This window comes from Staphylococcus sp. HMSC13A10 (assembly GCF_001808005.1).
Lineage (GTDB): Bacteria > Bacillota > Bacilli > Staphylococcales > Staphylococcaceae > Staphylococcus > Staphylococcus pasteuri.
Genome location: NZ_KV791839.1, coordinates 19,194 through 41,205 on the forward strand (window position 1 = coordinate 19,194; position 22,012 = coordinate 41,205).

The following is a 22,012-nucleotide window of genomic DNA, read 5'->3' on the forward strand; positions in this document are numbered from 1 at the left end:
TTATTGAATCTTCGGATCTAGTGCATCACGGACAGCATCCCCGATAAAATTAAATGCGAGGACAAGTAATATAATGCATAACCCAGGAAATATGGCTAAATTGCTGTGCGTTTCTAAAAAGTTGCTTCCAGTTCTGAGTATGTTTCCCCATTCAGGAACATTTGGTGCTACACCTAATCCCAAGAAACTCAAGCCACTTGTAGTTAGTACAACGACACCTATATTTAATGAAAATCTGACAATCATAGGTGCGAGAGTATTAGGTAAGATGTAACTCCATAAAATACGACGATGACTTTCTCCGGTAATTTGAGCTGCTTGTATATATTCCTGTCGTTTGATTTCGAGTACATTTGCTCTCATAGTTCGAGCAAAGGAAGGTATATTACCAATACTTAAAGCAATGATTAATGTTAATGTACTAGCGCCAAACGATGCGATAATCGCAACTGCTAATAATAATGTTGGTATCGCAAAAATAATATCAAGTATGCGCATCACCGTATTGTCCACTTTAGTAAAGTAGCCTGCAATCATACCAAAAAGGACACCGAACAGAACTGAAATTACTACTGATGTGATTGAAATAAAATAAGTTAATTTAGTACCCACCACGAGTCTAGTAAATAAATCACGACCAAAATCATCAGTTCCAAAAGGGTGAGCTAAGCTTGGACCTTTTAATAATTCATTGAATTGGTTTTGGGTTGCTAAAGAAGTATTAAATGTGTAAATACCAGTAATTGACAATGTTAGAAGATAAGTTAATAAAGCAAAACTCACTAAAGCGACTTTATGTTGTTTAATCTTGCTTATAAACGCTTCCCAACTATTGTATATATTGTATTTTGATGTATGTTCGTAACGGAATAGACTCACGAACATTAACAATGTGAATAGATTACCGGTAATTGTCGTTAATATGAGAACGACATAGGTAAGCCAACGATATACTTTATGAGATTGTATTTTACTTTCTGAAAATCCAATAGTAGCCACTACGAGTGTCAAAATAATTAATATCAACTGTGCAATGTAAAATGTATTTGAAACATTACCTTTGAATAAATTGAGCAAAGTAGTGACAAAAGTTAATACAAATACAGATACTGCAGAAATGGTAAACAGTTGTAGTGAACTGAGTTTTGTTATTGAAATTTGTGGCATATAATTACACCCTTTCCTTAATTTCTTCACGAAGTTGAGGGTCAATCATGACATAGAAAATATCTATAACTAAGTTGATGAGTGAAATGACAATTGAAATGTAAATAACACCACCCATAACTGCTGGTATATCAGGTACAAATTGCTTTTGAACAATGTATCGGCCTATTCCATTAATATTGAATACTTGTTCAGTTACTGCTGATCCGCCTAACAATTCTACAAATAATATTCCAATAAGTGTCACAATAGGGATGAGTGCATTTTTTAAAATATGCTTTATGACAACTTGAGATTTAGAAATACCTTTAGCATATGCAGTCATCACATAATCATTGCGCATCACTTCTAATACAGATGAACGTGTCATTCTCGTAATAGATGCAGCAATTGCAGTACCAATGACTAGTACAGGTAATATTAGTGATAAAGGATCATTAGGAATATACGATGGTGGTAAAATATCTAACTTAAGTGAAAAGGCTAAAATAAACAGTAACCCTTGCCAAAAGTTAGGAATAGATAATCCAATTAAAGCGATAATCATCAATGTAATATCAATCCAACTATTGCGTTTAAATGCACTAATAATCCCAATAGGTATAGCAATGACTAGCGCTACAATTAATGCCAACACAGATATTGTTAATGTAATAGGTATTCTAGATCCTACAGCATCAGAAACAACTTCATTACCTTTAAAGGTAGTACCTAAATCAAATGTAAATACACCTTCCATCGTTTCCCATAACTGAATAAGATATGGATCGTTTAAATGGTGTAGTTGATTAAATTTTGCAAATTGTTCTTTTGTCGCATTAGGTCCTAAAATACTATATGCCGCATCTAAAGGTGATAAATATAGTATTGTAAAAACAACAATGACTACACCAATAATGACAACTAGCGTCATAATTATGCGTTCGAAAATATAACGTACGATTGGATTGAGATAAAAAGACAACACAACAAACAATGGTAAAGCTAAAATTATTTTTATAATGGGAAATTTTCCGAATAAGATGTTTGTATATAAAGTGGGAAAATCAGTTGTAGTATATTGATTATCACGGCGATGATGACTGTGATAAATATTTCTAGCTTCTTTCTGGAGTTGCGATCGAGATTTACGCCGATTTAGAAATTGATATTTTTTCTTTAGTGCTTGTTCTAATTTATATTCGTCTTGGATTTGCACTAATGTTGTTTTTTGATGGTGTTTTAACAAATAAACTAAACTAGCATACAAAAATATCGGAAGACTAAGAATTGAAAAAATCATTTTATAAAGTCCTTTATTATAAAGAACTAAAAAGACTTTTCGATAATTTGACATGGGTATCACTCCTTGAAAAATAATCTTGATTAAATTACTATGATATATAATAAAAGTATTATAGAATAAAAATTGTAATTTGTGAATAGGGAGGAATGATTATGTCATCTTTTTTAGAAGTTAAACACCTTGGAGTATCATTCGAATATGAACAACATTCCGTTAAAGCAGTTCAAGACGTAAGTTTTAAATTAGATAAAAAGAAAGTGTTAGCTATTGTGGGTGAATCAGGCTCTGGAAAGAGTATTACAGCTAAATCGATTATGGGATTATTACCTGATTATCCTCAGCACACTTTAACCGGGGAAATTAAATTTAATGGGAAAAATTTATTAAATCTTTCTAATAAAGCATTTCAAGGTATACGAGGAAAAGATATTGCCATGATATTTCAAGATCCTTTATCCTCACTCAATCCCAGAATGACAATAGGTAGTCAAATTATGGAAGTGATTTTAAAGCATCGTAATATTGATAGAAAACGCGCGAAAGCAATGACAATTGATATTTTAGAAAGTGTAGGCATTAGAAATGCTCAAGATAAATTACATGCTTATCCATATGAATTTTCTGGTGGGATGCGCCAACGTGTCATGATTGCAATGGCATTAGTATTAGAGCCACAAATCTTAATTGCAGATGAACCAACAACAGCACTTGATGTTAGCACACAAAATCAACTTTTAGAATTAATGAAGCGATTATATAAACATATCGAAACGTCTATTTTATTTATTACGCATGATTTAGGTATTGTATATCAATTTTGCGATGAAATGATTGTTATGAAAGAGGGCAGAGTTGTTGAGAGTGGTGATGTCAAAACTATTTTCAAAAATCCAAAATCTGACTATACGCGACGTCTTATTAATGCCATTCCGGATTTGCACGCACCTAAACAACCTAGAACTATAAGTGATCAAACATTATTGAAAATCGAAAATGTAAGTATCGATTATACTAAGAGTAATGGCAATGAATTTAGAGCAGTAAAAAATATTAATCTTGAAATTAAAGAAGGGGAATCATTAGGAATTGTAGGTGAGTCTGGCTCAGGGAAGTCTAGTTTAGCTAAAGCATTAGTTGGTTTAAACAACGTTTCTGAAGGAATGATTTGGTTTCAAGATTTACCGTTAAATTTATTTTCTGCTAAAGAAATGAAGTCTTTGCGTAAGGATATACAAATGATTTTTCAAGATCCTTATTCCTCTATTAACCCTAAATTTAAAGTTATAGATATTATCGGTCGTCCTTTAAAATTATATCGATTTGTCACAACACATGAAGCATTAGTTAAAGAAGTGAAACGTTTATTAACACGTGTAGGGTTAGATGAAAGTTTCTTATATCGATATCCACATGAATTATCGGGTGGTCAACGTCAGCGTGTTAGTATTGCACGTGCCATTGCCATTAAACCTAAATTATTAATCTGCGATGAAGCGGTGTCTGCATTAGATGTTTCAATACAAAAGGATATCATTCAATTACTGAAACAACTTCAAGATGATTTAGGAATGACATATATATTTATTACACATGATATGGGTGTAATTAAAGACATGTGTGATCGTGTTGCAGTTATGCAATATGGAACAATTGTAGAAGTAAATGATGTTGAAAGTATTATTGAAAGACCACAAGAGACATATACTAGAAATTTAATATCACACGTTCCAGTGATACCTCATCGATAAGTTAACATAAAAATTAAAGGCACGACTCGGTTCAGCTAATTCTGACCGGGTCGTGCTTTACTTATAACAATCATTTAATTGAACAGGAGGTCATATTGAATCATTGTTACGTATAAATGGGATAAAGTATAAATTCATGGGAATAAAATTACAACTCTGAAATTTGTTTGCTTATAATCCAATTTTTATGATGCTTAAGTAAAATATTGTGTTCTTTTAATTCTTGAATAATATGTCCAGTTGTTTCACGTGAAATGCTAGCAAGATCACTAATCATTTGAATTGTTAAAAATGATTTGATTTCGTAAAATTCATCGTTATCATAACCAATCATGTGACATAAGTAGATTAATAGCTTAGTCACGCGTGCTTTTGCACTTTTAGAACTTAAAGCCATATGATATTCAATTTGTTGTCTTTGGTTGTCACATAACAATTGATAGATTCTAATAAACACTTTATCGTTATTTCTACAAAGGTATTCGATTAATTCAATAGGAATGGCAATCATAATACAGTCTGTGATAGCAGTACACATTTCATTAGTTGTTTTGTCTTGAAATAAATTGTGCATGGGGAACAATTGATCATCTTTATTTAAGAGTCTGTATACATCACCATTCATATTAAAATGTTCTCTTAGTATATAACCGTCGATGAGATAATATACATGAGTTAATTCGTCAGAAGAATAGTAAATAACTTGTCCTTTATTGTATTGCCTAACAATGCATTCATTTTTATACGGTTGTAGAGCTACGGCAGGGATGTTTATAAATGCGGCTAAACGCTCAAGACACTGCTCACTACGATTTGTGATTAATGAATTGTCGATTGTTGTGTTTCTAGATTGGTTGATTGTCATAAACGCACCACCTTAGTGATTAATGCTTGATTTGTGTGCCAACTTGTCCTTTGAAAGCGTCATAAGCATGTTCTAAATTAGTAATAATCGCACGTCGACCTTCACCGCTTTCAACAAAATCAATTGCTGCTTCAATTTTAGGGAGCATAGAGCCTTCAGCAAATTTACCTGCTTTAGCATAGTCTTTTAAAGTTTCTACATTAACTTGTGTTAATGCCTCTTGGTTAGGTTGATTATAGTTGATATAAACATTTTCTACGTTCGTTAATATCATTAGCGTATTAGCATCGATGAGTTGTGCTAAGCGTTCGCTGGCAAAATCTTTATCTATTACAGCTTCCACACCTTCATATGTGTCATTTCGCTTAATAACTGGAATGCCGCCGCCACCACATGCAATGATGATGTTTTGATTTTCTACTAATGTACTAATGAGTTGATGCTCTAAAATAGACACTGGCAAAGGTGAAGGTACCACTTTACGGTAGCCACGTCCAGCATCTTCTTTATATGTTGATTCTGGATTGTCTTTTTGTAGTTGGTCAGCTTCTTCTTTAGTGTAAAATGGTCCTATTGGTTTAGTAGGATTAGACATACGAGGATCATGTTCATCAATTTCTACACGCGTAATGACAGTACCTGCGCGTCTAGGACTATTAATCTCTGAAAGCACTCTGTTTACTTCAGTTTCTATCCAAAAACCAATCATACCTTGTGTCATAGATCCACAAACATCAAGTGGCATGGCAGGTGTTTGCGGACTATCAGCTTTAGCCTGTTGAATTAACATACTACCAATTTGTGGTCCATTACCATGTGATATAACAATATCAGCGTCTGTATTGAATAAAGGTTTGAGCGCTTGCATTGTTGAACGTATTGCTTTTCTTTGTGCGTCAGCGGAACCATCGTCAGTTTGAATGGCATTTCCGCCTAAAGCAATGACAATTTTGTTGTCCATAAAGTTTCACTCCTTACTTAGAATACATCTACGGCACCAGTTATTAATCTGATAATACCGATGATTGCTAGAATTGTGATTAATACAAAGAATATATAATCTAATTTTGTTAAAGGTTTTTTATTATTTTTTTGAACGGTTTGGTAAACGAACAGTCCAGGAATATAGAGCAACATGGTTAATAATAAGTAGTCTATTCCCGCAGCATAAATCAACCAAATCGCATAAATAGAAGATATAATACCGATTACCCATTGTTTTGTTGTAGCACGATCCTTAGTTAAGTATGTGTATTTAACTTGATAGAAAGCACTAAACATATATGGTATAAGAATGGCACTAGATGCCAATGAAAAGGCAAATTGATATGCACTTTCTGTAAACAACATACTGATTAAGAAAATTTGTACTAGTATATTTGTGATTAATAAAGAGTTAACAGGTGCTTTATTTTTGTTTTCCTTAGCAAACCATTTAGGAAATAGTCCATCTTTGGCAACTACAAATGATAACTCTCCAGCTAATAACGTCCATCCTAGCCATGCACCTAGAACTGAAATAATTAATCCTATATTGACTAACACAGATCCCCAATGTCCGACAATATGTTCTAATACTGCTGCCATTGATGGGTTAGATAACTCAGAAATGTGGTTTTGTTGTATAACACCTTGTGCTAGTACTGTCATTAAGAAATAGATGACTAATACTGAAATTAAGCCAATAACGGTAGCAGTACCAACGTCTTTTTTACTTTTAGCACGACTTGAAAAGACAACCGCACCTTCTATACCTGTGAAGACCCATACAGTTACAAGCATGGTACTTTTCACTTGACCTAAAGTATCACCCCAACTGAACATACCAGTATCTCCAGATGTCATACCGAATAAACCTGCTTTAAATGTGTCAAAGTTGAAGACTGCTATCATACATACAATGACAAGTAAGATAGGGATTAATTTAGCTACAGTAACAATACTATTGATAAAGGCAGCTGTTTCTACTCCTTTTAAAATAAGGTAATGAACACCCCATAATAAGACAGAAGCTACGATAATACTTGGGAGTGTATTTCCACCTTTGAAAATAGGGAAGAAGTTACCGACTGCTGACATTAATAATGTGGCATAAGCAACGTTACCTAGAAATGCTGCAAACCAATAGCCCCAAGCACTTGAAAATCCAATAAAATCACCGAACCCAGCTTGTGCATAACTATAAATACCGCCATCTAAATCTTGTCTTTCATTTGTTAGATTTTGAAAGACAAAGGCTAGTGAAATCATACCAATTGCAGTAATGATCCAGCCGATAATAATAGCTAAACCACCTGCTTGGTTACCCATGTCAGAGATAATGTTAAATGCACCGCCACCAATCATTGAACCAATGACGAGGCCAATCAAGGAGGTTTTACTTAGTTTATTTGTATCTGATTCGCTCATGTGTCATTTCTCCTTTGAATAATTAAGCAGGTTCAGTTAGTGATACGTATTTGGATGTATAGTGATATGAGGATATCTTAACTAAACCTGCATGTACTTTTTTGCTAACTATCCAAGCGTAGCAGCCATTACAGCTTTAATGGTATGCATACGGTTTTCAGCTTGATCAAATACTTTAGAATGTTTACTTCTAAAGATTTCATCAGTGACTTCCATTTCAGATAAACCATAGTCATCTTTAATTTGTTGACCGTAAGTTGTATTTGTATCATGGAAAGCTGGTAAACAATGTAAGAATATAGTACTGTCTTTACCAGTTTTATCGAACATTGCTTTATTGACTTGATAATCTTTTAATAAGTTAATACGTGATTCAAATTCACTTTCTTCACCCATAGATACCCATACATCTGTATAGATAACGTCTGCATCTTTAACGCCTTCATCAATATTATCTGTAATTGTTACAGAACCTCCGTCTTGTTTAGCACGTCTCTCAGCAATATCAACGTAGTCTTGAGAAGGGAAGAGTTCTTTTGGTGAGCAAATAGTTACATCTACACCTAGCATTGGACCTGCTACTAATAGTGAGTTTGCTACATTATTACGTCCGTCACCGACATATGTTAATTTAATTCCATCTAAATGACCGAAGTTTTCTTTAACTGTCATATAGTCTGCTAACATTTGAGTTGGATGCCATGCGTCAGTTAAACCATTCCAAACAGGGACGCCAGAATATTTTGCTAAATCTTCTACCATATCTTGTGAGAAACCACGGAATTCAATACCGTCGAACATTCTACCTAATACTTTGGCAGTATCTTCAACTGATTCTTTTTTACCTAATTGAATATCATTTTTTCCTAAAAATTCTGGATGTGCACCTAGGTCGATTGATGCTACAGTGAATGCTGCACGAGTACGTGTAGAATTTTTTTCAAATAGAAGTGCAATATTTTTGCCGTCTAAATATCGATGTTGAATACCTTGTTTCTTATAATCTTTTAAAGTAATTGCAAAGTCGATTAAATCGCTAAATTCTTTCTTAGTAAAATCGTCTTCTTTTAATAAATGTCTACCTTTTAAGTTAAGTGGTTGTTGAATTTCTGACATGATTCATTCCTCATTTCTTTAAAAGTTTAGTAAGTCGTTTATATTGGTTTGGTTAAATGTCTTCTCTATAAAGTGGTTGGCTCATACATCTTGGGCCTCCACGTCCTCGAACTAGTTCACTACCAGTAATTTCGATTACTTTAATACCTTTGTCTCGTAATAATTGATTAGATACATAGTTTCTGTCATATGTGACAACTACACCTGGGCGAATAGTTAACGTATTAGAACCATCGTTCCATTGCTCACGTGCGCCATCAATAACATCTCCATTACCAGTTGGAATAAATTCAATATTATCGATGTTTAATGCATTTTCTAATGTTTCTTTTAATTTGCTAGAATGTGAGATTTTAATATCTTTGCCTTGTTCATCTTTTTCAATTGTAAAGATGTTCATATTATCTTCTTCTTTGAAAATAGCGGCATGCATTGTAAATTTGTCATAATCAATCATTGTAAATACAGTGTCTAAGTGCATGAATGTACGACTATTTGGAATTTCGATAGCAAGTACTTTTGTAAATGTAGATTTGTCATCAAACAAAATTTGTCTAGATAATCGTTCAATAGCTTGTGCAGAAGTACGTTCTGAAATACCTATTGCAAGGACATCTTTAGACAAGATTAATTCATCGCCACCTTCAATGTTGAAAGGAGAGTTTCTATCTAACCAGACAGGTACATCATCGTTTTTGAATCGAGGATGATATTTCAAGATGTATGTCATAAAGATAGATTCACGACGACGTGCTCGCCAGTACATACGGTTAATTGTCATTCCTCTACCAACAGAAGCTTGAGGGTCTCTTGTGAAGTAAAGGTTTGGCATTGGATCTAGATAGAAAGGATAACGATCATCCATGTATTCTACTAGGTGGTTTGTTTCAAGTTGAATTTCTTCTTTACGTACACCAGCCATTACCTTTTCTACGAGTTCTTTATCATTCAAGCTAGCGAATAATTCTTTGATTTCATTCTCATGGCCAAGTACCGTCTTTTGAGATTCTTTTAAAATATCGTCAATGAATTGTTCACGTACAGATTTATCTGCGATTGCTTCAGCAGCTAAATCTTCTAAATAGACAACTTCAACACCTTCGTCTTTTAATACTTGTGCAAAACGGTCGTGTTCTTCTTGAGCAACTTTCAAATAAGGAATATCGTCAAATAACAATCCACTTAGATGATCAGGTACTAAATTCTCAAGTTCTTTACCTGGTCGTTTAAGTAATACCGTTTTTAATTTGCCGATTTCACTGTTTACGTGGATAGGTCCTGTTTCCATTGTTATTTCCTCCTTTGATTTAATACACCTAGAGTATAAAGCGCTTTCAAGTAATAGTTTGAGAAAAAATTCACAAATTTAATGTCTAAAACTTCATATAAAATATTTATTCAATGCAATATGATGATAAATTATGCATTATTTACGCATAAAACCTATATGTACATGTATATTCGATTAATATTATATAGAGTAATTAATATAATATTATTTTTTATTCGTTTGAATGTATTTATAGTCATGAGAGAGTAATTAATTATGCATTTTAATAAACATTTTCAATATTGTTATAAAAAAGTTTATAATAAATGTTAATTATGAGAAAAACTTCACATATCATTGAAGGGAAATTTGTTATGGTAATTGTGACGTATTTTGTCTGTATTTTATAAAATATGCAGATAAAGGAGTATAAAATATGAAAAAAAGTAAACGATTAGATTTAATATCAACAATCGTTAAAGACAATGACATTCATTCGAAAGCTGAAATTGTAGATTATATCGATAAACATTTTGGTATTAAATATAGTGTGGCAACGATTGGAAGAGATTTAAATGAGTTGAAAATCTATAAAATGCCTTCTGCCAATAATGAGCGTTATTATCGTAAATTTAATGATAATGCTCAAAATGAAGCAAAAACAAAACTTATTAACTTATATAAAGAAGAAATTGAGAAGGTAACGATTAAAGATAATTATCTTATCATTAAAACGTCTCCCGGATTTGCACAAAGTGTGAATTTTTATATTGATCAAATGAAATTAAATGAAGTGTTAGGAACAGTGGGAGGCAATGATACAATACTCATCTTAGTTGAATCAACAGAACTTGCAGCGTTTGTTCATTATCAATTATTTGGAGAGACGTATAATAATGATATTATTTAAAATGAATAAGTATACAAAAAGCCATTTCTATTTTTAATTCAAATAGAAGTGGCTTTTCGCATATTTATTAGAATTTATTCATGTAATGCAAGATGCATTGTGTTGGTAAAATCTTTTACTGTTGATTGGTTTGCATGTCTCGCTTGATATGCAAGATGCTGATCAAAGTGTTGTTTATTCGAAGTGATATCAGTTAATACATGGTTTAATGTTTCCACATCAGTCAAAGTGAATATATTTTCTGGTGCAATAAATGTATGTTGATGTATCACTTCGTCCCAAGCAAAGATGACATGTTGATGATGGAAAGCACGAGTAACAGCATTTTCAATTTCATTTCCTTGATTAATATCAAGATAAATATCACATCGTTGATATAGTGCTTCAAAAATATCTTTTGTAGCTGCCGGATATAGATGTACGTGATGATATCGGTCGAATCCCATTAATTTGGAAGACATCTCAGTTACAGCAGCAATGTGAAATTGTATATTTGGATGTGTAATAATTAAAGTCTCAAGTTGTGGAATATCATCAGAATTTGTCAGAATTAACGCATGATTTGAATATTGATTAGTTTTATTAAAATCATACAAATAACCAGATTGAAATACGCTTAAAGCTTGTTCTTGATTAAGTTGCGAAACGATAGTGTCATATTCTTTATAGTCAGGAATTATGACTGAGAATGCACGTTGCAATGTATTATCAAGTAAGGACAACATATTTCCTGGGACATGGCCTTGACTATTTTCTTGCCAGAACAAAATACCTCTACCAGCTGTATTCATATGATGTAATACTAAGAAAGGTGTAGATAGTGAATTAATAATAATATCTGATAAATCGACTTGAATTTGTTGTAGATAGTATGTGATAAATTCGACTTTTGAAGCGAAGAAATGAGATTGACCTTGCCAATCTAAAACATAATCTCCAGTAACAAAGTTCTCATAAATCACTTCTTTACCTTCTCTTGTTAAATATTTCTTTAAGATTGCTTTTCCTGCTAAGTCATAGATTGTCTCAGCAAATTTAAAGCCATTCTTTGTATAATGATCTTCTGAACGTAGACGCCCTTTATCATCTAGCCATCTTACCCGACTAACAATCCTTGTCTTAAAGTGTGGACGATAAACGATTTCACCTCTAATATGACTCATATCTTTAATTTGAGCTGATTGACCATCACCGTTAATTTCCCAAAATGGGGGGACACTCACTTCGTTAAAGAATTTAGGACGATCATTATCATGAAGTTGATTAGCCGCAAAGAATTGATATGGGGATGTGACTTCATCAGGTAAGAATCCATCATCTTCGATACAAATAGTAAAATGTTGATTACCCGATAATTCTAATGTTTGGTGTAATAATTGTGTTGGTTGATTATAGTATTCAAATAAATTAATCATATAGCACCTCGTCGACTAAATGTTGCCATCTTTTAATCATTTCATTGGTCTCAAATGGCGTAGCAATATCATATGATTTCTGATGAGGGTCTTTGGGACCATTTTTAAAGTATTGAACTATTTTAGCAGCCATACGATCAGTAATCTCCTCAATGGACTCGTCTTTAGACGGTTTGTCTAGTAAGTAACCATTTTGACCATCTGCAATGAAAGTTGGATTTCCATAATTAACATTAAATCCAATCATACCTAATCCAGAACCAACAGCTTCCATAAGTGTTAATCCAAATCCTTCACTTTGTGAAGCAGATACAAATAATTCATATTGTGAATAAATGTCATCAAGATTAACGTGACCTCGTAAGTGAATAAAATCTTGAGCATGATAATCATGTATGATTTGTTGAATTTTATTATTTTCAGGACCATGTCCATATATATCAAATTCCAATTGTGGTAAAGATTGTTTCGCTTTAATAACTGCGAGTGCGATCCAATCCACATGCTTTTCAGATGCTAATCGGGAAGCGGTTAGTATTGAGTATGGTTTACGATGTTCGTTCGGTAAACTTAATTGATTGAGACTTCCGACAGGTATTGTTCTGATACGAGGGCGGTCTGCAGTATAGTGACGAAACTGTTCAGACAATATTTGATTTTGTAGGTCTGTAGCAACGACATAGAAATCAATGTACTTTGCATTGGTAAATTGATATTCATAATAGTTATTCCATAATATATTAGTATCATCTGTGATATTATCACTGAAATGTTCAGCGTGTATGACGACACCTACATGACTTTCTCCTTTATTTTGTAGAACAGCTTGTCCAATGTCAGTGGCTCGGTCTAATATTACTATATCTTGATTAGTTAAATTTAATTGTTGAATAAAATAAGCAACAAAAGATTCTTTACTATAAAAACGTGCATCTTTAAATATATAAGAACGCGCATCGCCATCTATGATTTCTTGATAAGCAATAGTGCCATTTTCATTATAGAATTGTCGCATATATAGTTTCGCATAGTTGTCATAAGGTGCGTAGTATTCAGAAAAGACACGCACATAGCTATAGAAATCTTTGCGAATAAGCATACCATTAACTACAAATTCAGCACGATCAACATAAGGTTTATTTGCATTTTTCATATAACAAGTCACAAAAGTTTGTGATTGATGATCTAAATAAAGACGTTGGATTTTACCTTGAGCATCTACTTCAATTCGTGTAATGGTATTTCCAATATCATGTTTGAGCTGTTCTAAAGTATACGTCGTAGGGGCGATTGGAATATCTGTAAAATATTGATACATCCAAATAACTTCGCTATCTTTAAATCCTAAATTTTGTGTTAACGTTTGTATGTTTTCTGATGAAATAAAGTCTAAAAATATGAATTTTGCATCATCTTTTAAGTGGCGAAGCATTTTGGCACGATAACTTTGGGCATATTCAACACCACTACTCGCCCAACCTATACCAAAGTTGATATTATATATTGTCATCAATAGACCTCCTTTCTATGGGAAATGAATTGTTAAGTCATTATTTTTTTGTTGATCAATAATACTTAAACATAAATTTCTAATGATTCTATGTTTAATGATATCTTCCATTTGTTTGAATGAATCTAGGGATACTTTGTGATATTCGAAAATGGAATTTCGCTGACCTTTTTGACGTTGATTTACGTTTGATTTTAATTGTTGTAAGTAGTCTACTTGCTCTATCCACGCAGAATCTATCGCTTTGAGTACTGATTTTCTAAGAAATTGTTGGAATAACTCCTCATCATTTATCTTATTTTTATTTAGCATTAGTTGGTTGTTAAATTGAGAAATTAGTAAGGTGATAATGGCTTCATAATCATGGTTATGAATTTCAAAATCATCTTTATTAAAGCTAAAACTTAAGTTTTTATAAATATATTTGGTGATGTCGTTTTCAGTTATATTTTTATAATTTTTAAAGTGATGATTGAATACGTCTCGTGCAATACTATCATAGTCTAATGTATCTAAATGTTCACTTTCTAATATGCGATTACGTTCGCTATAAATTAACTGACGTTGTGTACTAATACTTTTTTCAAATTCATTTGCAGCTTCACGTGCTTTCATTCCTTCTTCTTCAGAAATGCGTTGAGCCTTTTTAACGATGCGCTTGATTTTGTTATTAAAAGTAGGGCTATCGGATAGATAATCAGTATCTTGTTTCATTAATGTTGGATTGTCTTTTAATTTTGAATCACTCCAACGTTGTACTAGGTAATCATCTAAAGAGATAAAAATTTGTGATTGTCCTGGGTCACCTTGTCGTCCAGCACGTCCTCTTAATTGTCTATCTACACGACTATTTTCCATATGTTCATTAATTAATACGGTTAGACCACCAAGAGCATGTACGTCTTTTGAAAGTTTGATATCAGTCCCTCTACCAGCCATACTTGTTGCAACGGTTACCGCACTTAATTGACCTGCTTCAGCAATCATTTGTGCTTCACGAGCAACGTTTTGTGCAATTAATAGGTTATTTGGAATATGACGACTAAATAATTCAGTTGAAAAGTATTCTGCTGCCTCTGCAGTTCGTGTAATCAGAAGGACAGGTCGTTGTTCTTTATGATAATTAATCACTTCTTCTAATATGGCATCATTTTTAATGTCTTCATTAACAAATACTCTATCAGCCAAGTCTTCTCTTATAACTGGTCTGGAAGTTGGAATTTGGATAACAATTTTTGAATATAAATCGAAAAATTCTTTTTCAGCTAGTTTCCCAGTTGCTGTCATCCCTGAAAATCGTTGAAACTGCATAAACAGATTTTGGAAGGTGATAGTTGCCATGACACTCATATCATCTGAAATATCTAAGTTTTCTTTTGCTTCTAATGCTTGATTGAGTCCGGCTTGCATTTTTGTACCTGGTAGCATACGACCTGTTATACGGTCGATCAGCATAATTTCGCCATCCATAACAATATAATCTAGATTAATATCAAACAGGTATTTAGCACGTAAGGAAAGGTTAATATTCCTTACTAAATCTAAATATGGACCTCCATATATATTTGGTACATTAAAGTAAGTATTTGCTTTTTCAATGCCTTCTTCAGTTAACCAAATTTCACGTTTGGTCTTTTTCATTTTAAAGTCTTTATCTTCTTCAAGTGTTGCGACGAATGCTTTAACTATTTCGAATAGGTTAGATTGAACTCTTGGTGCACCAGAGATGACTAGTGGTGTTTGAGCTGCATCTAATATGATTGAATCTACTTCATCAATGATGCCAAAGTATAATTCAGGTAAAAATTTACTTTCTTTAGTATCTGCTAAGTTATCGATTAAATAATCAAACCCTAAATTTCCGTTGGTAGTATAAATAATATCATGGTTATATAACGCTTGTTTCTCTTGGTTAGATATAGGACCTTGAGGATTCTCTATAAATCCCAATGATGCAGTGAGACCTAACCATTCATACAACGGTTTCATTTCTAAATAGTCACGTTTTGCTAAGTAATCATTAGTTGTAATAAGAAAAACAGAATTGCCTGATAAGGCGTTTAAGTATAAAGGCATGGTAGCCGTTAATGTTTTACCTTCACCAGTTTGCATTTCAGAAATATTGCCCTGGTGCATCACAATGGCACCTAATACTTGGACGTCTTTATGATACATACCTAATACACGTTGTGAAGCTTCACGTATAACGGCATAGGCTTCTGGTAATAAATCATCGAGTGTATTCTGTTTACTATTTAAACGCTGTTTAAAATCTAGTGTTTTTTGTTGTAATTGGCTGTCAGTGAGTTGCTTCATTTCTTCACTATAGTTATTGATTTGATTCAACAATTTGTATAGTTTTTTTAGTCTAATATGGTTAATGGCGGTATTTACATTGAGATTCATAGTTATCCTCCTTTCATTTAGTGATATTGCGAAGATTAATTATAATCACTATTCATACGAGTATGTCGCATAATTTGATTGACCAATGTCACGTTTTGATGTGATTGTGAAGTCTGATTGTCATTGTTATTATCATTAATATTTTCTTGAGGTTCCTTTGGAGAATCACTCATCTCGGTTGCATGGTCTAATTCGGTTAATATAATATTTTTAAATTTAAGATGATGACATGCTGCGTTCATAAGTCGAATGTCATAACTATATGCTTCATTAGGATATTTAAATTCACTTTCATCTTCTTTGATAATGACTTGTTCAAGTTGAGTGCCATTCTTTAAATAAAAAGTCACAATAACATACACACTATGCTCAGGAACTGCTGCGATATTTAACGAAATATGATAATGATAGCCCCTTTTTAACATGGGAAGTTTAGGCGGATGTCCATCTTTATCAAATAACGTTGAAGGTTCCCATAAATTGATTTGCAATCCTGAGGGCATCAATTGGTTCTCATAATATGTGTAATTATCATGGAATTGTATTATAGCGCCGTGTTGATAAGTATGACGTGTTACTTTTCGCCATCTTACTTCTAATCTTTGATTATTCTGCATGACTGTCTCTCCCAAAATGATCTTTAAGTAATATATGGTAAAAGTTCATAAACCAATTAACTACGGTAGGTGTGTCATCATTATGTCGTCCTGGCACAGCTTTATTCATTAAATGAACATTCTGTTGACTGAATATAGGTAACAAGTCTTCAAACGCAGATTGATCATAGTCATCGTTTTCCATATAGGTGATTGCAATAGTTGTATCACTAATATGACTATTGGAAAAAACGTTCCAAAATTTATTATCTAATTGTTTTATATGATTTATTTCATTTGAGTCAGACAATTGATAGTTAGATGATAGGGCGATATCTAAAGAAGTTTCGAAATCATTAGGTCGCAATAACTTCATATTTTCCGCAATTGTACCAACATTGACTAATGGTTTTCCGACATTAATACCTTTAGGATTTAACTGTGCACCATAATATAAAGCGCCAAAAGAACCCATGGATAATCCTGATAAGATTAAATCACTTTTATTGAAACCGAGTTGATTTAATGTATCGTTAATGACTTGTTTTATACCATTTTCATAAGTTTCAGATCCTAAATAGAATGCGCCACCTTGAATACGTGGATCACTGACTAATAAGAAGGGTGCACCTAGTTGTTGCATTAGGTAGAAAGCTTCAAACCCCTCTGCTTCACGATAACCACTAAAATAAACATTAAGCGGTGGCTTAAAATCACCAGGATTAAAGTAATAAAAGAATTCTTCTCGCTTTTCATCAACAAAACGTTCGCTACCTAGAAGGAGATGACCAAATTCAATATGTGACAGACGTTTATGAACTGCACCAATATGAATAGTGCCATTGCCTTTCGCTTTGACGGACGTTGAAATATATGCAGAGTACGGTCGACGTCTTAAATAAAGTGGTTCCTTAAGTTCCTCTTCACTCAGCACAAATGTTTCAAGTATACCTTCTTCTGGATTAAATGATACTAGTCTGAAAGTATACTCTAATGTTACGTCGCCTTCAGTATGAAATTCTGGCCATACTTCTATGACTTTATCTTTATCATAAATAAGATTTTGTTGCCAATTAAGAATAGGTATGAAATGGTCACCAAAATCACCTTGGAATTGTATTTCTTTATTTCCAAAGTAAGTCACATTTATATGTTTGGGCGAAAACACATGGGTAAGAGCAGGACTAACCTTATCCCCATATTGTCCAGGAAATGAAATCGACAATAGTTTATCGTGTAATTCATCAGTTGTATTGTAATGAATAGGGCGGATAAGATATTTTTGTACTAAATCTAATTCTTCATATCCACTTGGCCAATAAATTTCATCTACAAGCGTATTATAAGGACGACTAACAATGTTAATTAAGTTAGCTAAATGATCAGTTAAATTGGTTTGGATAAAGACTAGATCGAATTGTCCATTCTCTTCAACAATTTCCTCAATACTTTCAATATAGTTACTTTCAAATTCGAACAACTTCGGATCAAAGTAATCCCAAGATACTTCTGGACTATGGTTAAATAAATGTTCTAAATCAGAACCACCAATTTGTAATGCTTTAAATTTTCGTGGCATTATTTCTCACCTTCTAAAAATCGATCAAGTTGTTGGATAATATGACCAGATCCTAAGTCATTAATCATATTAGTGTTATAAGTGTAAGCGTGATTCCAATGCTTTAATGTACTTAAAAAGTAATCTAATGCAAATGGAACATCATCATATTGATGAATGATATAGCCATTTTCAAGATGTATGACATAACTACCTTGATGAATATTGATTTGAGGAATTCTAACACTGATACTTGAAATTTGTAAGTATAAATTAGGTTCATCACTTAAATCTATCACAATTCTTAGACGTGATAATAGTTTAATCAAATCCTCTTCAAATGGGACTGATTGAATTTGAATCAGTTCTTCAAATTCCTCAGGTTCTTTTGCTTGTACTAATTCTGATTTGGCAAGGTCATTGTCATCAGATTCATTATAGCTTTCGTTAACATCATTAATTAAATTCAATAACCATTGCTCAAGTTGCGTAGCATCCTTTTTAGTTAAAATGATTAATCTGTATGATGTATGGCGTTTAAGATACGTAATTATATGATGTAATACGTTTTGTAAATCATTATCATTCATGTCATCTATCCAAAGACCAATGTAAGTTTCATTTAGTTGACTACTAAGATTGGATAATGTTTGAGTATCGAAAGGGGTGAGTCTTAATATTTCAGGACTTAATGATTGATTCGTAATTAGATTTTTCAATGCTTTTTCATTTTCTTTAGTATCAACAATCCATTTATTACTGTGAGCCATAGTTTGAATAAAGGATTCATCAATTGTATGATTTCGTTTATTAAAAACGGAATAACATACACGAACGTCAGGTCTGATAGTGTTGAATATTTTATTATGCAAAGTATTTGATGCGACAATAAGTTGATCGTTCGAATTCATTTCATCATTACAGTATGCATTAAAACGTTCTTCGATTAACTCAACCATTGATGGATAGGAATTTGAATTGAACTTATATTGGTGGTTGGACATAACTTCAACATGGTTTGTTTCGAGATTCTCGCGTAGAATCACGTCACCAGAAGCGGTTAGATAATCTTGAAATGCCTCTTTACCTTCTGAGTAATAACGTATAGCACTTAAATAACCACGTTCATCGAATATATATCTGCGTACACGTATACTGTTTTCATAATCATCTACTACTATTAGATAGCCATCTTGATTGAAATAAATGCGAGATTCATAGTTATCTTTCATAGCTTGTATTAAATAAGGTGAATAAAAGAATTCTGTATTCTCAGGCCACTCTAAATCTTCAAATTGAAATGATCGAGATGGTAGTTGATCGAAATCTTGAATCTCATCAAATAGTGACCAAACATTCGCTTCATATAAATCATATTTATGCAAAAATAAACGCAAATTTGGGTTAAAACTTAAATGTAAAAGTTTGAAAGGTTCGTCGTTTTTTTCGTGCATAGACATTAAACTAATAGAATCATCAAATTCAATCATTGCACTTTTTAAGTAAAATGGCTGGTTAAGATTACGCCACCATTTATCTCCGTTGTACCAAGCTGGAACAAAATATTTCATACCTTACTCCTTACCAATATTTGTTTAAAAATGATTTGTATTTATCAAAATATAAATATGTTCGTATTGTTTCTACAATATTAATCGTAATGTAAATCAAAATAATAAATTGAGTGAATATCGAAATTTGTGCTGAAATACCAGATATAAAAATCGAACTAATTAAAGGTAAACTAATAATGAATCCAATGACAAATGCACCAATTGCACTAATTCGCTTAGCTCTATGATTTAAATAATGTTGGGTCATTTTACCAGGATAAATACCTTCAAAATAGTTACCACTTTTCTGGAAATCTTTAGCTATACGTTTCACATTTAACATCATTCTTGATAAACAATAATTTAAAACAATGAGCATCACAATGAAAATAATAACGCCTAATGGATTATCCAATTCCAAAAATGAAGGACGATATTTAGCATTACCCGTTATCCATCTACCAGCTAAATGGACTAATACGCCTACTAAGAAAAATAATGAAAAGTTAAACATGATTGAGATACTTCCAGCGGGATTTAACTTCCAAGAAACGTAAGTATCTTTTTGAGAAGTACTAATATTCATAATATCTTTATAAATCATGTGATATTCAATTAACTCTATAAATAATAAAAGTACAAGTACGACAAAAAGCATAATGCCACCTATGATTATAGTTATTCCATCAATATGCTCGAATTGTTTATTTTGAAAAATAGATTTAATAATACTTGCTAGTACAATAGGCGTCGGCCCAGCAATTCCATAAACTGTATTTTGATCAGCTAACCATACAAGTAACATTGTTCCTGTTAATAGGATAAGTAACAATAAAGCAAAGTTTGCATGATATATCATACCTTTATTAATATACTCGCTTAAAATGAAATAGCCTTGGATAATGGCTAATAAAATAGTGAAAAAGCGTTCTTTGTAACTACGTTCTAGTCGAGTTTGTTTTTGACCTTTTTCAATATCTCTATAAGAGAGTAAAGTCATGATAATCATTGTAGTTAACCATGGACTTAAACCTAATGAGAATAGATTTAGAGTTGTAATATCGCCACCAACATTTGAAATGGCTAGATTCAGAAAACCTTGTGAATGTGGTGATGATTTCATGTCAGCAATTTTAATATTACTGCCCAATATGTATATGAAAATAATCATTAGGGTGAAAAGAATCCGTTTATATAAAATTTTATATTCAATATTTTTAATGTTTTTGAAGTTCATCTTATTTCCCATAATAATCCTCTTCTTAAAATGATTATAAAGAGGCAAAAGCGCTCATTATTTAGTAGTCATTAAAGTACTTTGAAATAATAATGCTTTCGCCTCTATTTTATTTTACTTAGTTATTTTTATCTTCTTTACGATCTTTTTTATCTTTTCTAGATTTTCTAAATATAGCAAGACCAAAAATCAATGACAATAGTCCAGATAATAATCCTTTAGATTGGTTATCATTTTCACCAGTATCAGGTAATGCTTCTGAATCATCTTTAGTATTGTGATGTTGTGTTTCAGATGATTGGTGTGTTGGATCAATGATATTTGCCTCACTAGATGATGTACTCATGCTTGATGAGTTAGATTGAGATGTACTGTCTGATGTTGATGTACTCATACTTTGACTTTGAGATGTAGATGCACTTTCACTTGGTCTAATAGACGAAGATGTTGATGTGCTACTACTAGTTGAGTTACTACCACTCATTGAATGACTGAATGAGTCACTATGACTTGGTGTTTCAGACGTACTATGGCTATTGCTTGCTGATCTACTATCGCTAGTTGAATCACTATGACTTGTTGGTTCAGACGTAGACGTACTAGCACTTGTTGAATCACTGAATGAAGTACTATTTGTATGGCTTTGTGACTGACTTATAGATGTTGATGTTGAAGTACTATCAGACGTTGAAGTGCTTGCACTATCGCTTATAGACGTGCTCGTACTATCACTCGTAGATGTACTGTCAGAGATCGAAGTACTTGTACTAGCAGAGTCGCTTATGGAAGTACTCATACTATTAGATGTGGAAGTACTATCTGAAACAGAAGTGCTTGTACTGTCGCTATTAGACGTACTTGTGCTGATAGATGAGCTTTCACTTATAGACATACTAGTTGAAGTACTAGAACTATCAGAAAGTGACGTACTTGTGCTAGTTGAGCCACTTAGAGAAGTGCTCGTGCT

17 protein-coding genes are annotated in these 22,012 nt (G+C 32.6%); 2 read left to right on the top strand and 15 right to left on the bottom strand.

The genetic code is table 11. The features are described from left to right. Entirely contained in the window at positions 1-1,167 is a 1,167-nt protein-coding gene (locus HMPREF3125_RS02170; protein ID WP_070451637.1) for an ABC transporter permease, read from the bottom strand. Between the two features lie 4 nt (positions 1,168-1,171). Continuing rightward, a complete protein-coding gene (locus tag HMPREF3125_RS02175) occupies positions 1,172-2,503 on the bottom strand; it encodes an ABC transporter permease (RefSeq protein WP_096807711.1) in 1,332 nt (443 codons plus the stop codon). A 101-nt stretch (positions 2,504-2,604) separates the two neighbouring features. Between HMPREF3125_RS02175 and HMPREF3125_RS02180 the strand changes: the two genes are divergently transcribed. Next, a complete protein-coding gene (locus HMPREF3125_RS02180; protein ID WP_070451641.1) occupies positions 2,605-4,200 on the top strand; it encodes an ABC transporter ATP-binding protein in 1,596 nt (531 codons plus the stop codon). A 148-nt stretch (positions 4,201-4,348) separates the two neighbouring features. On the opposite strand, the gene HMPREF3125_RS02185 is transcribed toward HMPREF3125_RS02180, so the two are convergent. From HMPREF3125_RS02185 to arcA, 5 genes are all read right to left on the bottom strand, one after another. Then, on the bottom strand, positions 4,349-5,065 hold the full coding sequence (locus HMPREF3125_RS02185; RefSeq protein ID WP_046467242.1) for a Crp/Fnr family transcriptional regulator: 717 nt from the start codon (positions 5,063-5,065) through the stop codon (positions 4,349-4,351). Between the two features lie 19 nt (positions 5,066-5,084). After that, positions 5,085-6,026, bottom strand: a complete 942-nt coding sequence (gene arcC, locus HMPREF3125_RS02190) for a carbamate kinase (RefSeq protein WP_017637762.1) — start codon at positions 6,024-6,026, stop codon at positions 5,085-5,087. A 17-nt stretch (positions 6,027-6,043) separates the two neighbouring features. Next, complete coding sequence (arcD, locus tag HMPREF3125_RS02195) at positions 6,044-7,474, bottom strand: arginine-ornithine antiporter (protein ID WP_070451643.1); 1,431 nt, start codon at positions 7,472-7,474, stop codon at positions 6,044-6,046. 108 nt (positions 7,475-7,582) lie between these two features. Then, positions 7,583-8,590 (bottom strand): ornithine carbamoyltransferase, encoded by a 1,008-nt coding sequence (gene argF, locus HMPREF3125_RS02200; RefSeq protein WP_017637760.1) that lies wholly within the window; start codon positions 8,588-8,590, stop codon positions 7,583-7,585. Between the two features lie 52 nt (positions 8,591-8,642). Next, positions 8,643-9,878, bottom strand: coding sequence for an arginine deiminase (arcA, locus tag HMPREF3125_RS02205; protein WP_029056721.1), 1,236 nt, complete (start codon positions 9,876-9,878; stop codon positions 8,643-8,645). A gap of 418 nt (positions 9,879-10,296) precedes the next feature. On the opposite strand from arcA, the gene HMPREF3125_RS02210 reads away from it, so the two are divergent. Beyond that, positions 10,297-10,770 (top strand): arginine repressor, encoded by a 474-nt coding sequence (locus tag HMPREF3125_RS02210; protein WP_029056722.1) that lies wholly within the window; start codon positions 10,297-10,299, stop codon positions 10,768-10,770. A gap of 74 nt (positions 10,771-10,844) precedes the next feature. Here the strand turns inward: HMPREF3125_RS02210 and gtfB are convergent, their stop codons facing one another. The 8 genes from gtfB to HMPREF3125_RS12955 all read right to left on the bottom strand — a co-directional run. Further along, positions 10,845-12,185 carry an accessory Sec system glycosylation chaperone GtfB gene (gene gtfB, locus HMPREF3125_RS02215; RefSeq protein WP_070451645.1) on the bottom strand — a complete coding sequence of 447 codons (1,341 nt, stop codon included), beginning with the start codon at positions 12,183-12,185 and terminating at the stop codon, positions 10,845-10,847. Beyond that, positions 12,178-13,695 (bottom strand): accessory Sec system glycosyltransferase GtfA, encoded by a 1,518-nt coding sequence (gtfA, locus tag HMPREF3125_RS02220; RefSeq protein ID WP_070451648.1) that lies wholly within the window; start codon positions 13,693-13,695, stop codon positions 12,178-12,180. Before gtfA ends, gtfB begins: the two co-directional genes overlap by 8 nt. Positions 13,696-13,710: 15 nt before the next feature. Beyond that, on the bottom strand, positions 13,711-16,101 hold the full coding sequence (gene secA2, locus HMPREF3125_RS02225; protein WP_070451649.1) for an accessory Sec system translocase SecA2: 2,391 nt from the start codon (positions 16,099-16,101) through the stop codon (positions 13,711-13,713). A 35-nt stretch (positions 16,102-16,136) separates the two neighbouring features. Continuing rightward, positions 16,137-16,718 carry an accessory Sec system protein Asp3 gene (gene asp3, locus HMPREF3125_RS02230; RefSeq protein WP_017637754.1) on the bottom strand — a complete coding sequence of 194 codons (582 nt, stop codon included), beginning with the start codon at positions 16,716-16,718 and terminating at the stop codon, positions 16,137-16,139. Then, on the bottom strand, positions 16,708-18,276 hold the full coding sequence (gene asp2 / locus HMPREF3125_RS02235) for an accessory Sec system protein Asp2 (protein ID WP_037555839.1): 1,569 nt from the start codon (positions 18,274-18,276) through the stop codon (positions 16,708-16,710). Before asp2 ends, asp3 begins: the two co-directional genes overlap by 11 nt. Then, a complete protein-coding gene (gene asp1 / locus HMPREF3125_RS02240; protein ID WP_070451651.1) occupies positions 18,276-19,826 on the bottom strand; it encodes an accessory Sec system protein Asp1 in 1,551 nt (516 codons plus the stop codon). The genes asp2 and asp1 overlap by 1 nt, the downstream gene beginning before the upstream one ends. 10 nt (positions 19,827-19,836) lie before the next feature. Next, a complete protein-coding gene (gene secY2 / locus HMPREF3125_RS02245) occupies positions 19,837-21,045 on the bottom strand; it encodes an accessory Sec system protein translocase subunit SecY2 (RefSeq protein ID WP_070451657.1) in 1,209 nt (402 codons plus the stop codon). Positions 21,046-21,163: 118 nt separating this feature from the next. Then, positions 21,164-22,012: LPXTG cell wall anchor domain-containing protein (locus HMPREF3125_RS12955; protein ID WP_256278052.1), on the bottom strand; the 849-nt coding region annotated here is incomplete at its 5' end.

Bases quoted from the DNA above. Each gene is read 5' to 3' on its own strand.
- arcA (WP_029056721.1), bottom strand. From the start codon at position 9,878: ATGGAAACAGGACCTATCCACGTAAACAGTGAAATCGGCAAATTAAAA.
- arcC (WP_017637762.1), bottom strand. From the start codon at position 6,026: ATGGACAACAAAATTGTCATTGCTTTAGGCGGAAATGCCATTCAAACT.
- HMPREF3125_RS02180 (WP_070451641.1), top strand. From the start codon at position 2,605: ATGTCATCTTTTTTAGAAGTTAAACACCTTGGAGTATCATTCGAATAT.
- arcD (WP_070451643.1), bottom strand. From the start codon at position 7,474: ATGAGCGAATCAGATACAAATAAACTAAGTAAAACCTCCTTGATTGGC.
- gtfB (WP_070451645.1), bottom strand. From the start codon at position 12,185: ATGATTAATTTATTTGAATACTATAATCAACCAACACAATTATTACAC.
- HMPREF3125_RS02210 (WP_029056722.1), top strand. From the start codon at position 10,297: ATGAAAAAAAGTAAACGATTAGATTTAATATCAACAATCGTTAAAGAC.
- asp1 (WP_070451651.1), bottom strand. From the start codon at position 19,826: ATGAAATATTTTGTTCCAGCTTGGTACAACGGAGATAAATGGTGGCGT.
- secY2 (WP_070451657.1), bottom strand. From the start codon at position 21,045: ATGAACTTCAAAAACATTAAAAATATTGAATATAAAATTTTATATAAA.
- secA2 (WP_070451649.1), bottom strand. From the start codon at position 16,101: ATGAATCTCAATGTAAATACCGCCATTAACCATATTAGACTAAAAAAA.
- argF (WP_017637760.1), bottom strand. From the start codon at position 8,590: ATGTCAGAAATTCAACAACCACTTAACTTAAAAGGTAGACATTTATTA.
- HMPREF3125_RS02185 (WP_046467242.1), bottom strand. From the start codon at position 5,065: ATGACAATCAACCAATCTAGAAACACAACAATCGACAATTCATTAATC.
- asp2 (WP_037555839.1), bottom strand. From the start codon at position 18,276: ATGCCACGAAAATTTAAAGCATTACAAATTGGTGGTTCTGATTTAGAA.
- asp3 (WP_017637754.1), bottom strand. From the start codon at position 16,718: ATGCAGAATAATCAAAGATTAGAAGTAAGATGGCGAAAAGTAACACGT.
- gtfA (WP_070451648.1), bottom strand. From the start codon at position 13,695: ATGACAATATATAATATCAACTTTGGTATAGGTTGGGCGAGTAGTGGT.
- HMPREF3125_RS02170 (WP_070451637.1), bottom strand. From the start codon at position 1,167: ATGCCACAAATTTCAATAACAAAACTCAGTTCACTACAACTGTTTACC.
- HMPREF3125_RS02175 (WP_096807711.1), bottom strand. From the start codon at position 2,503: ATGTCAAATTATCGAAAAGTCTTTTTAGTTCTTTATAATAAAGGACTT.